Origin of the sequence: Staphylococcus sp. EZ-P03 (assembly GCF_003344575.1) — a bacterium.
GTDB classification, from domain to species: Bacteria; Bacillota; Bacilli; order Staphylococcales; family Staphylococcaceae; genus Staphylococcus; species Staphylococcus simulans_B.
Genome location: NZ_QPMO01000012.1, coordinates 25,615 through 38,044, shown reverse-complemented (window position 1 = coordinate 38,044; position 12,430 = coordinate 25,615). Strand labels below are relative to the sequence as shown.

Sequence of the window (12,430 nt, the reverse complement as noted above, 5' to 3'; positions counted from 1 at the left end):
TTTATTGAGAGAATTAATGAAATATTTGTTATTTTTCTGAAAATAAAGTTATAATGTAAGTTAAGATTGAGATGAGGAGCTGATATTGAATGAAATTCTTGTCATTCAAACATAATGATGAAACATCTTATGGTGTAAAAGTAAAACGTGAAGAAGCAGCTTGGGATTTAAGAAAAGTATTCGCTGATTTTGGCGAAGGCGACTTCCATCCTAAGACATTATTAGAAGGTTTAGAACAAAACCATACATTAGATTTCCAAGAACAAGTGCGTAAAGCAGTTGTTGCAGCAACAGATAGTCCGAACTCTGAAGGCTATAAAGTACAATTTGCGGATGTAGAATTTTTACCGCCGGTTACTCCGCCGAATAATGTCATTGCTTTTGGCCGTAACTATAAAGAACATGCAGATGAGTTGAATCATAGTGTTGAAAGACTTTATGTCTTCACTAAAGCAGCATCATCTTTAACTGGTGATGAATCAACAATTCCAAACCATAAAGATATTACAGATACACTTGATTACGAAGGTGAATTAGGGGTTGTAATCGGTAAATCTGGAGAGAAAATTCCTAAAGGTCTGGCATTAGACTATGTATACGGCTATACAATCATTAACGATATTACAGACCGTACAGCACAACGCCAGCAAGACCAAGCATTCTTATCTAAAAGTTTAACAGGCGGCTGCCCAATGGGTCCTTATATCGTCACAAAAGATGAATTGCCGACACCTGAAGACGTAAACATTGTAACTAAAGTCAACAATGATATCCGTCAAGACGGCAATACAAGTCAAATGATTTTGAAAATTGATGAATTAATTGCTGAGATTTCAAAATTCGTCGCATTGCACCCTGGTGATATTATCGCAACAGGTACACCATCTGGTGTAGGTGCAGGTATGAATCCTCCGCAATATTTACAACCAGGTGATGAAGTGAAAGTGACAATCGATAATATCGGTACATTAACAAACTTTATCGCAAAAGAAGAAGAATAAAATATAAATCATCTTACTTTCATCAAGCTGTTGGAGACAGCAGATGATTAAAAGCAGCAAGTTGATTGCAGTGGATAACTGCATTCGGCTTGCTGCTTTATTTTTTTGTGTCGACATAAAAAAACTCACCACATAATTGTGATGAGTTCCATTTGCTTATTGGCCAATACCAAACATACTTGAAATCGGACCTTCAGGCAAGATAATACCTAATGCCATAGTAATAATAATTAAGACAATAACACCCCAGAAAAGTCCGTTATGTGATTGACCGCGTTGTTTGCGGATTAATGTAGTTTCCATTAATGCCACAACTGCAACACCGCATACCATTTTCAATGTTAATAGCATGTGTGCGCTTCCTGTCGCTGTCGCAAATTCTACAACAATTTGCCAAACACCGCTGAATAAGATCAGTAATAGGAATAAGCGTAATGCCATGTGTAATGGTTTGTAAGCTTTTTTAGGGGCACCTGAAGATGTAAAACTTAAATATGCTGCGATAAATAAAATAATACCGATGACCCAACTGAAAATGTGTAAATGTAACATGTATTTTCCCCATTTCTTCGATATTCCGTATTCATCATAACATACATACAGTGCTTGATTATAATTATTATAATGTTCTTAATGTTGGATTTTGTATAGAATGTGAAAAATGAACGGTTTCACGTTATTTTTTAATACAAATTTTTAAAGATTATTTTGATTGTGCTTTATAACCTATGATATTAATAATGTCTTTTGGCGAACTGTACGGCGGTGCATAGGCAGGTTCGAATTCAGTCAGCTCATCAATTGTAAGTTGATTTTGCATTGCCATGGATAATACATCAATACGTTTATCTGCACCAGCTTTGCCGACAGCAGCTGCTCTTAAAATACGGCGTGATCCTTTTTCAAAGTAAACACGCAAGTGGATACGTTCAGCACCTGGGAAATAGCTTGCATGACTGAGCTGTTCGTTTTCTACCATTTCATAATCAAAGTGTTCTAAGTCATCAGGTGTGACACCGACACTTGTCAGTGTGTAATCAAAGAATTTTACAGCGTTTGAACCTAAGAAGCCTTTGAAAGGCGGTGCTGTTTGGTGTGCAATATGCTGAGAAACGATACTTGCGCCGCGATGGGCTCCCCAAGCTAATGCGACACGTGTCGGCAAATCAACATGGCGATAGTAATAAGATGCAATATCTCCGATAGCATAAATATCTTCATAATTTGTTTGAAAATACTCATTGACCGGAATATAGCCATCCTCGTTACGTGTTATATCAGTGTCTTCAAAGAACTCAGTGTTCGGCAGAATACCTAAGCCTTCAATAATCATATCGAAATCTTCTGCATTGCCTGATTTGAAGTGAACGGTTTTTCCCTCTACCTTATCAATTTCTTCATTAAGACGATAATCAATATTACGTTCATCCATCGCATCAAAGATGACATGATTCATATCTTGATCCATCAATTTATTTACTTTTTCTGAGCGGTGAATCAATACCGTTTCTAAACCATTGATATGCAAGTTTTCAAGTACTTCCAATGAAATATAGCCGGCACCTACAATTAAGACTTTCTTCACATCGTGATGCTTGATAAATTGATCAATCGCATCTGTGTCTTCTAAGTTACGCAATGTGAAGGCCATATCAGTATCAAGCGGTAAGCGGTTTGCGCGGCACCCGGGACTTAAAATTAATTTGTCATAACTATCTTCAAATGTTTCGCCTGACGTTCTGTTTTTTACTGTAACGGTTTTATTTTGCGGATTGACACCGATGACTTCGTGATAAACGTGAGCGTCAATATCTTTGTTTGCTTTGAAGTCTTCTGGTGTATAATTTAAAAGCTCATCTCGCGAGTGAACGATACCGCCTAAATAATAGGGCAGACCGCAGTTTGCGAAAGTGACGTCTCTATCTTTTTCGTACACGGTAATTTTAAAGTCGGAATTTAATCTGCGTAATTGGCTGGCCGCTGTAGCTCCGCCAGCTACACCGCCTACAATAATAATGTGTGTCATTGCATAACCTCCATAAAAGATATGATTGTATAAAAAAACAAGGTTTGATGCGAAGTGTGGGATGAAAATACGAATGTTACACTTGCAAACCTTGAATAAGTTAAAATCTATAAATTAATAAGAATGCACATTGGCATTGGATTGATAAGGAATATTGAGACTGAAAAAGTCATTTAAATAACGTCCGATACCATCATTGTTATTAGAGTATGTGACTTCGTTTGCGATATATTTCAGCTCGTTCAAGCCGTTTTCCATCGCAATACCGTGTTTGGCATACTTAATCATTTCAGTATCGTTATCTTCATCACCGAAAGCGATAATGTGGTTACGGTCGACACCGAGTACTTCTGTCACACTATCAATACCTCTTGCTTTGCTTATACCCCGTTTTACAATTTCGATAACAGGGAAAGGTGCGCCCCAGCGGCGGTGTTCGATACTTTCAGCATAGAAGCGTGATAACATTTGTTTTACTCTTGGAATCATATGTTCATCAGCTTCAATCAAGATTGAAGTCGGTGCTTCATTCAGCTGGCTGACAATGTCGCCTGTTTCGATTTTCGGGTTGCCCATAGAAAATCCTTCAAAAAGGTGTTCATCATAAGTATCGATATACACATGATCTTTTACTTCAGCGATAATATTTTTAACTTGCATCGTACGTAACGATTCGATAATGCTTGAAGCTAAATCAGGATCCAAAGTTTCATGCGTGATTGGGAAATCTGAATCCGTCGGATTATGCACAAATGCACCGTTGAAATTGACAATCGGTGTTGTCAGTCCTAATTGGTCATAATAAGGACGGCTGGCTCTGAAAGGTCTGCCTGTCGCAATCATAATATGATGACCTTGTGCTTTGAGTGTTTGTAAAACTTTAAATGTATAAGGTGAAATGTTTTTCTCGTCATTCAATAATGTTCCGTCTAAATCCAAACAAATTAAATAAGGTTCCATAATATATTCTCCTTAATGCTAAGTTGAAATTATAATCAAGCAACGTTGTAAAACGTTAATAAACATAGAGCGGAGCGAAGGCTGAATTGCCTTATTCTTCCAAGCTCAGTTAAACAAAACATTGTTGCTGCTAATGGTAAGACTCATTAATTGAGTGTATTCCTATAATAGCATTTTATTGGAGTTTTGTCGGATATTTGATATATTGTTATTAATGATTATTGCTTAGAGAGGTGAATATAATGGAGGAAGCATTAAAAGATAATATTTTAGGTGCATTAGAAAACGTAATCGACCCTGAACTAGGCATTGATATCGTTAACTTAGGGTTAATCTATAAAGTTAATCTTGAAGATGACGGTTTATGTAAAGTTGAAATGACATTAACGTCAATGGGATGTCCTTTAGGACCGCAAATCATTGAACAAATCAAAATGGTGCTTGCGGAAATTCCTGAGATTCAAGATACAGAAGTTAATATCGTATGGAATCCGCCATGGAACAAAGACATGATGTCACGTTACGCTAAAATTGCATTAGGCGTGAGCTAAGGATTGCTATTGCGTAAGTGAGATAAATATACAGAAACGACTTATTTGTTTAAAGCGAAAAATACAGCTGAAAACGATAGGTCGTTTCTTTTTATTTATAGTGTTATCAGGAAAAAGTTCACAAAATTGTTACATTTGGTTGTGTGGCTCTTTCTAAATAAAAGAATTAATTACATGAGCATAAAATATCTTGATATTGCAAGATTATTACATTATTATTACAATTGGTAAATAAGAAGTAAAAAAGCGGTACGAGTAGTGAACTGTACTGAGTAATGGAAAATCTAATAATAGAAAGAAAGGTAAGTGCATGAGTAATTTGAAACGAAGTTCATCTAAGAACAGCACGTCACCTGCGAAACCGAAAAAAATGAACTATATGCCTGGCCTTGATGGATTACGAGCTATAGCAGTCATCGGGATAATCATTTACCATTTGAACAAACAATGGTTATCTGGCGGATTTCTTGGTGTAGATACGTTCTTTGTTATTTCAGGATATTTGATCACAAGTCTCTTATTAATTGAGTATAAGCAAACAGGTACAATCAGTTTAAAGCGTTTCTGGTATAGACGTGTAAAACGTTTGATTCCAGCTATGTTGTTTGTGGTGAGTGTCACAACAATATTAACGCTGCTGTTCCAACGAGAAGAAATTGTGAAAGTGAAACACGATGCGATTGCGGCCATTTTCTATGTATCTAACTGGTGGTATATCGCAAAAGATGTGAATTACTTTGATCAGTTTTCATTTGAACCTTTAAAACATTTATGGTCATTAGCGATTGAAGAACAATTCTATTTGTTCTTCCCGTTAGTACTTATATTACTGTTGGCAAAAATTAAAAAACATAAACAAGTGGTATTAATCTTTTGGATTGTATCATTAGCATCATTATTAGCAATGGTTGTGATTGCACAACCCGGCATGAACTTCTCACGTGTTTATTTCGGTACGGATACACGTTTGCAGACATTGCTTTTGGGTGTCATTTTAGCATTCTTCTGGCCGCCGAACAGATTGAAAAAAGATCCGCCGCTTGCGGTACGTTCGGCAGTAGATATTATGGGAACGTTAGCTTTAATTATTCTTCTTGGTCTGTTTGTCGTAGTTGAAGACCAAAGCTATTGGATTTACAACGGCGGATTCTATTTAATCTCAGGAATTACATTGTTCCTTATCGCAAGTGTTGTACATCCAAGCGGTTTATTAGCACGATTTATGGGCAACCCGATATTTGTTTATATCGGACAGCGTTCATACAGTTTATATCTTTGGCATTTCCCAGTCACTGTCTTGATACATCGCCATTTTGTGGCAGGTCAAATTCCAACATGGGTATATATTGCAGACGTTCTGCTTACATTAGGTATGGCAGAGTTCTCTTATCGTTATGTTGAAACACCATTTAGAAAACAAGGCTTCAAAATGCTGTCATTGAAAGCAAAATCAAAACGTGTCTTGGTTCGCTGGATTTGCTTGCTGGTAATTACTATTCCGTTTGCTGTTATATTGGCTGGAGTATTTGATCACTACGGCAAAGATAAAACAGAGGATAAAGCGACACAATTCAATACGAATGAAATCGATAAGTTTGTCGTGCGCCCAGTGCCTTATGGCAAAATGGACTTCCTCGGCAATGGCGGCGGCAAGCAGCAAGAAGAACAACTTGATGTCTATACAGATGTCAAACCATTATTAATCGGTGATTCTGTAATGGTTGATATCGGCGAAAGATTTAAAGAACAAGTTCCGAATTCCGTGATTGACGGTAAAGTCGGACGTAATATGTTCCAAGCCAAACCGCTTATCAATGAAAAGTACAGTCACTATAATCAAAAAGGCGACAATGTCATTATTGAATTAGGTACAAACGGCGACTTTAATAAAGAACAATTAGATGATGTCATTGCTTCATTCGGCAAAGCTAATGTTTATTTAGTCAATACACGTGTACCGCGTTCATATGAAGGACATGTCAACCAATTGATGAAAGAAGCCGCAAAAGAACATAAAAATGTTAAGTTAGTCGATTGGTATAAACGCTCTGCAGGCCATTCTGAATACTTTGCACCAGATGGTATCCACTTAGAATATCCGGGTGTCAAAGCTTTATCAGATGAAATTATCAAAACAATGGGTCTGGATAAAAAAGATAAATAATGTTTAAACTACTGAAGTCGGGATCAACGCCTGACTTCAGTTTCTTTATATTTATAGGAATGAGTATGCGAAAGTCAAAGATGTTATGACTCAGAGAAAAAGGGTAAAAAAAGTAGTGGTTCTAAAGCGTTATAAGTTGAAATCAAAAGCACGAATGCTCTATACTAGGTATAAGGTCAAAGTAAGTCAAAGTCAAAAGAAAGCTTGCTTAGCATACTGAGTAACAGAGGTGAAGTCAATGGATGCAAATAAGATGACCTATGCTGTGCAAGAAGCATTGCAACAGGCAATTCAGATTGCACAAGCACATGAACAGCAAAATGTGGAAATTGAAGCGGTACTGACTGCCGCATTAAAAGAACCAGAAAGTTTATTCAATAGCGTATTAGAACGTGCAAATATTGATACAGATGCTTTATCAAAAGCGTATGAAGATAAACTAAAACGCCATGCAACAGTGAAAGGCGATAATATTCAATATGGCCAATATATCGGCAGCAAAACCAACGAACTGTTTAATAAAGCAGAAGCGATTATGCAAGAATATGATGATGACTTCGTATCAATGGAACATGTCTTATTAGCTGCTATCGCAGTCGACGATACAACTAAACAACATGTCGGAAACAAAGATGAAGTAATCAAAGAAATCATTAAGAAAATCAGAGGGGGAAATCACGTGACATCTCAAAACCCAGAAGCAAACTATGAAGCGCTTGAAAAATACGGTCGTGATTTAGTAGAAGAAGTCCGAAAAGGAAACATGGATCCTGTCATCGGACGTGACGAAGAAATTCGTAATACGATTCGTATTTTAAGCCGTAAAACTAAAAACAACCCGGTACTTATCGGTGAACCTGGTGTAGGTAAAACTGCTATTGTAGAAGGGTTGGCACAACGTATCGTTAAAAAAGACGTACCGGAATCACTGCTTGATAAAACAATCTTTGAATTAGACTTAAGTGCACTTGTGGCAGGTGCGAAATATCGCGGTGAATTCGAAGAGCGTTTGAAAGCGGTACTTAAAGAAATCAAAGATGCGGATGGCCGTATTATTCTCTTTATCGATGAAATTCATATGTTAGTCGGTGCCGGTAAAACAGACGGTGCGATGGACGCAGGCAACATGTTGAAACCTATGCTTGCACGTGGTGAATTGCATTGTATCGGTGCGACAACTTTAAATGAATATCGTGAATATATCGAAAAAGATTCCGCATTAGAACGCCGTTTCCAAAAAGTAGGTGTATCTGAACCAGATGTTGAAGATACCATTTCAATTCTGCGCGGATTAAAAGAACGCTATGAAGTGTATCATGGTGTACGTATTCAAGACCGTGCGCTAGTTGCTGCGGCAGAACTTTCAGACCGCTATATTACAGATCGTTTCTTACCGGATAAAGCGATTGACTTGGTGGACCAAGCATGTGCAACGATTCGTACAGAAATGGGATCTAATCCGACAGAACTTGACCAAGTGAACCGTCGTGTTATGCAGTTGGAAATCGAAGAAAATGCGTTGCAACATGAATCAGACAGTGTCAGCCAGCAACGCTTAAAAGAGCTGCAAGAAGAATTATCTAACGAAAAAGAAAAACAAGCAGCAATCCAATCACGTGTAGAACAAGAGAAAGAAAAAATCTCTAAACTCCAAGAAAAACGTGCAGAATTAGATGAAAGCCGTAAAGCATTAGAAGATGCTGAAAACAATTACAACTTAGAAAAAGCAGCTGAATTGCAACACGGTAAAATTCCTAAATTACAAAAAGAATTACGCGAATTAGAAGATGCTTTCCAAGATGAACAATCAGAAGACAGTGACCGTATTATCCGTGAAATTGTTACAGATGAAGAAATCGGAGATATTGTCAGTCAATGGACAGGTATCCCAGTGACTAAACTTGTAGAAAGCGAACGTGAAAAATTATTACACTTGGGCGATATCTTGCATGAAAGAGTCGTAGGTCAAGATAAAGCAGTGGACTTAGTATCTGATGCAGTTATTCGTGCACGTGCAGGTATTAAAGACCCTAATCGTCCAATCGGAAGCTTCTTATTCTTAGGACCTACGGGTGTAGGTAAAACAGAATTAGCTAAAGCATTAGCTTCTTCATTATTTGATTCAGAGAAACACATGATTCGTATCGACATGAGTGAATATATGGAAAAACATTCTGTCTCTCGTTTAATTGGAGCGCCTCCAGGCTATGTCGGTCATGATGAAGGCGGACAATTGACAGAAGCGGTACGCCGCAATCCTTATTCAGTAATTCTTTTAGATGAAGTTGAAAAAGCACATTCAGATGTCTTTAACGTATTGCTTCAATTGTTGGATGAAGGTCATTTAACAGACTCTAAAGGCCGCAATGTAGATTTCAAAAACACAATTATTATCATGACAAGCAACATCGGTTCTCAAATCTTGTTAGAACAAGTGAAAGAAACAGGTGTTATTACTGAATCAACAGAAAAAGCAGTGATGAACAGCTTAAATCAATACTTCAAACCAGAAATTCTGAACCGTATGGATGATATTGTATTATTCCGTCCATTATCTATTAATGATATGAGCATGATTGTAGATAAAATCTTAACAGAATTGAATATTCGATTATTAGATCAACGTATTTCAATCGAAGTATCAGAAGCAGCGAAAAAATGGTTGGGCGAAGAAGCTTATGAACCGCAATTCGGTGCACGACCATTAAAACGTTTCGTACAACGTCAAATCGAAACACCGCTTGCACGCATGATGATTAAAGAATCATTACCTGAAGGTACTACAATTACTGTAGATTTAGATGATGACGGTTTGCAATTCAATGTTAAAGAAGCACAAATTTAATATGCTATATGAAAGAACAGCCTTATCAGACGATAGGGCTGTTTGTTTTTTGGCAAAAGAAAAATCCAGCAATATATGCTGGATTGATCGCTCATAAAATTAATGATGATTATCTTCCGATGCTGCAGATTGTTTAATCGGTTTCATAAGAGCATCTAAGATAACGACAACAATTGTAAAAATTACCGCTAATACTAATGGAAGAATCATATTTAACGGACCGCCGCCGGCTAAACTGTTTAATACGAAGTTAACCATTTCTAGCAGCAAAATAGACCAGAATAGTACCATAATGTATCTCATCTGTTGTGCCTCCATAAAATATCTTTACTTTAATTATAAATTAGAGCGGTTGCTTTGTATAGTGAAATCAGGAAATCGGTTACGATAAATGCAGTGTTTGCTTGTAAAAATATCACATTTATTGTGATACGGACAATCAAATATTATAATAGGATAAGTAATTCCATAATGAATGATGATAAAGCACTTGTATTCAAAAAGTAGAATATGATAAATTAATACCTGGTATTAAAATTATTTTTAAGAAGGTGTAAAACCATGAATGTGGGTATTAAAGGTTTTGGGACTTATGTTCCAGAAAAAGTAGTAGACAATGCCTATTTTGAGTCTTTTTTAGAAACATCAGATGAATGGATTTCTAAAATGACTGGTATAAAAGAACGCAGATGGGCAAGCGAAGATCAAGAAACATCTGACCTTGCGTATGAAGCTAGTGTAAAAGCAATCAAAGATGCAGGTATTGAACCTGAAGATATAGATATGGTTATTGTCGCAACTTCAACAGGAGACTATCCATTTCCTACTGTCGGCAATATGCTGCAAGAAAGATTGGGATTAGGTAAAGTTTCAACAATGGACCAATTAGCAGCATGTTCAGGATTTATGTATTCATTAATCACTGCAAAACAGTACATACAGTCAGGAGACTATCACAATATATTAGTAGTCGGCGTAGATAAACTTTCTAAGATTACGGATTTAACAGACCGTTCGACTGCCATTTTATTCGGTGATGGCGCTGGTGCTGCAGTAGTAGGTGAAGTATCTGAAGGACACGGTATTATCAGTTATGAAATGGGTTCTGACGGCAGAGGCGGAAAATATTTATATTTAAATCCAGAGAACGGCAAGATCTTTATGAACGGCCGAGAAGTCTTTAAGTTTGCGGTTCGTATTATGCCGGAAGCATCTTTGAATGTCGTGAAAAAAGCAGGTATTACTCCGGATGACGTTGATATGTTCATTCCGCATCAAGCTAACATCAGAATTATGGAATCAGCTCGTGAACGCTTAGGCATTCCAAAAGAGAAAATGAGTGTTTCAGTAGATAGATTCGGTAATACTTCAGCGGCTTCTATTCCGTTAAGTATTGGACAAGAACTCGAAAACGGCAGAATTAAAGACGGCGACGTCTTAGTATTAGTCGGTTTCGGCGGCGGCCTGACTTGGGGCGCAATCACATTAAGATGGGGAAAATAGGAGGATAAGGTATGAGCAAAGAGCAACGCGTTGTAATTACAGGAGTTGGCGCATTATCTCCACTAGGTAATGATGCAAATACGTCATGGGAAAACGCTTTAAAAGGTGTTAATGGAATTGATGAGATTACTCGTATTGACACATCTGATTACAATGTACATTTAGGCGGAGAATTAAAAGACTTCAATATTGAAGATTATATTGATAGAAAAGAAGCACGTCGTATGGACCGTTTCACACAATATGCAGTCGTTGCTGCACGTGAAGCTGTTCAAGACGCAAAATTAGATATTGACGACACGAATGCGGATAGAATCGGTGTTTGGATCGGTTCAGGTATTGGCGGTATGGAAACATTCGAAGTTGCCCACAGTCAATTGCTTAATCGCGGACCACGTCGTGTCAGTCCTTTCTTCGTACCAATGTTGATTCCTGACATGGCAACTGGACAAGTATCTATTGATTTAGGTGCTAAAGGACCTAACGGTTCTACAGTTACAGCTTGTGCAACAGGTACTAACTCAATCGGAGAAGCTTTCAAAATCATCCAACGCGGCGACGCAGATGCGATGGTTACAGGCGGCAGTGAAGCACCGATTACACACATGGCAATTGCTGGATTCAGCGCAAGCCGTGCTTTATCTACAAATGATGATAAAGAAACAGCATGCCGACCATTCCAAGAAGGCCGCGACGGCTTTGTAATGGGTGAAGGTGCAGGTATTTTAGTGATTGAATCATTAGAATCCGCAAAAGCACGCGGTGCCAATATCTATGCAGAAATCGTAGGTTACGGTTCTACAGGCGACGCTTATCATATCACTGCACCAGCGCCAGAAGGCGAAGGCGGCTCTCGTGCAATGAAAGCAGCTATGGATGATGCAGGCATTGAACCAAAAGACGTTCAATACTTGAACGCGCATGGTACAAGTACACCTGTAGGCGACTTAAACGAAGTTTTAGCCATCAAAAATACATTTGGCGATGCAGCGAAAACTCTAAAAGTCAGCTCAACTAAATCAATGACAGGTCACTTATTAGGTGCAACAGGCGGCTTAGAAGCGATCTTCTCAGCACTTTCTATCCGCGATAGCAAAGTCGCACCGACAATTCATGCCGTAACACCAGACCCTGAATGTGATTTAGACTTCGTACCAAACGAAGCGCAAGATCTAGAAATCACATATGCTATGAGCAACAGCTTAGGTTTTGGCGGTCATAATGCGGTATTAGTATTGAAAAAATTCGAAGACTAATTTATATATTTAATCATTTTTCAAAGCGTTTGAAGCTCTAAAATAGTGTTTCAAACGCTTTTTTCAGCATTATTTTGTCCTTTTGAGATGTACAATAGCCCTCAGGGAAAATAAAGGTGTGGTA

The 12,430-nt window shown here is 37.8% G+C and carries 11 protein-coding genes; 6 read left to right on the top strand and 5 right to left on the bottom strand.

The annotated features are described in order from the left end of the window. Nucleotides 1-89 precede the first annotated feature (89 nt). Complete coding sequence (locus DVJ99_RS07390; RefSeq protein ID WP_114603742.1) at nt 90-1,001, top strand: fumarylacetoacetate hydrolase family protein; 912 nt, start codon at nt 90-92, stop codon at nt 999-1,001. Here the strand turns inward: DVJ99_RS07390 and DVJ99_RS13110 are convergent. The 4 genes from DVJ99_RS13110 to DVJ99_RS07375 form a co-directional block, all read right to left on the bottom strand. Beyond that, the gene (locus DVJ99_RS13110) at nt 969-1,118 is read right to left on the bottom strand and encodes a hypothetical protein (RefSeq protein ID WP_162912153.1); all 150 of its coding nucleotides are present in this window, start codon (nt 1,116-1,118) and stop codon (nt 969-971) included. The two genes, DVJ99_RS07390 and DVJ99_RS13110, sit on opposite strands and share 33 nt — an antisense overlap. A gap of 39 nt (nt 1,119-1,157) precedes the next feature. Continuing rightward, entirely contained in the window at nt 1,158-1,553 is a 396-nt protein-coding gene (locus DVJ99_RS07385) for a YisL family protein (protein WP_114603741.1), read from the bottom strand. 151 nt (nt 1,554-1,704) lie between these two features. Beyond that, nucleotides 1,705-3,027: a CoA-disulfide reductase gene (locus DVJ99_RS07380; RefSeq protein WP_114603740.1), complete on the bottom strand. Its 1,323-nt coding sequence runs from the start codon at nt 3,025-3,027 to the stop codon at nt 1,705-1,707. Between the two features lie 114 nt (nt 3,028-3,141). After that, complete coding sequence (locus DVJ99_RS07375; RefSeq protein WP_114603739.1) at nt 3,142-3,987, bottom strand: Cof-type HAD-IIB family hydrolase; 846 nt, start codon at nt 3,985-3,987, stop codon at nt 3,142-3,144. Between the two features lie 242 nt (nt 3,988-4,229). Between DVJ99_RS07375 and DVJ99_RS07370 the strand changes: the two genes are divergently transcribed. The 3 genes from DVJ99_RS07370 (at nt 4,230) to clpB (ending at nt 9,547) form a co-directional block, all read left to right on the top strand. Next, nucleotides 4,230-4,538 (top strand): metal-sulfur cluster assembly factor, encoded by a 309-nt coding sequence (locus tag DVJ99_RS07370; RefSeq protein WP_105993681.1) that lies wholly within the window; start codon nt 4,230-4,232, stop codon nt 4,536-4,538. Nucleotides 4,539-4,848: 310 nt separating this feature from the next. Next, nucleotides 4,849-6,702 carry an acyltransferase family protein gene (locus tag DVJ99_RS07365; RefSeq protein ID WP_114603738.1) on the top strand — a complete coding sequence of 618 codons (1,854 nt, stop codon included), beginning with the start codon at nt 4,849-4,851 and terminating at the stop codon, nt 6,700-6,702. A 238-nt stretch (nt 6,703-6,940) separates the two neighbouring features. Continuing rightward, complete coding sequence (gene clpB, locus DVJ99_RS07360; RefSeq protein WP_114603737.1) at nt 6,941-9,547, top strand: ATP-dependent chaperone ClpB; 2,607 nt, start codon at nt 6,941-6,943, stop codon at nt 9,545-9,547. A 99-nt stretch (nt 9,548-9,646) separates the two neighbouring features. Here clpB and DVJ99_RS07355 read toward each other — a convergent pair whose 3' ends face one another. Further along, complete coding sequence (locus tag DVJ99_RS07355; RefSeq protein ID WP_105993684.1) at nt 9,647-9,850, bottom strand: YjzD family protein; 204 nt, start codon at nt 9,848-9,850, stop codon at nt 9,647-9,649. A gap of 258 nt (nt 9,851-10,108) precedes the next feature. Between DVJ99_RS07355 and DVJ99_RS07350 the strand changes: the two genes are divergently transcribed. Together DVJ99_RS07350 and fabF are read left to right on the top strand one after the other, a co-directional pair. Beyond that, nucleotides 10,109-11,050, top strand: a complete 942-nt coding sequence (locus tag DVJ99_RS07350; RefSeq protein ID WP_114603736.1) for a beta-ketoacyl-ACP synthase III — start codon at nt 10,109-10,111, stop codon at nt 11,048-11,050. Between the two features lie 11 nt (nt 11,051-11,061). Next, complete coding sequence (fabF, locus tag DVJ99_RS07345; protein ID WP_105993685.1) at nt 11,062-12,306, top strand: beta-ketoacyl-ACP synthase II; 1,245 nt, start codon at nt 11,062-11,064, stop codon at nt 12,304-12,306. Nucleotides 12,307-12,430 lie beyond the last annotated feature (124 nt).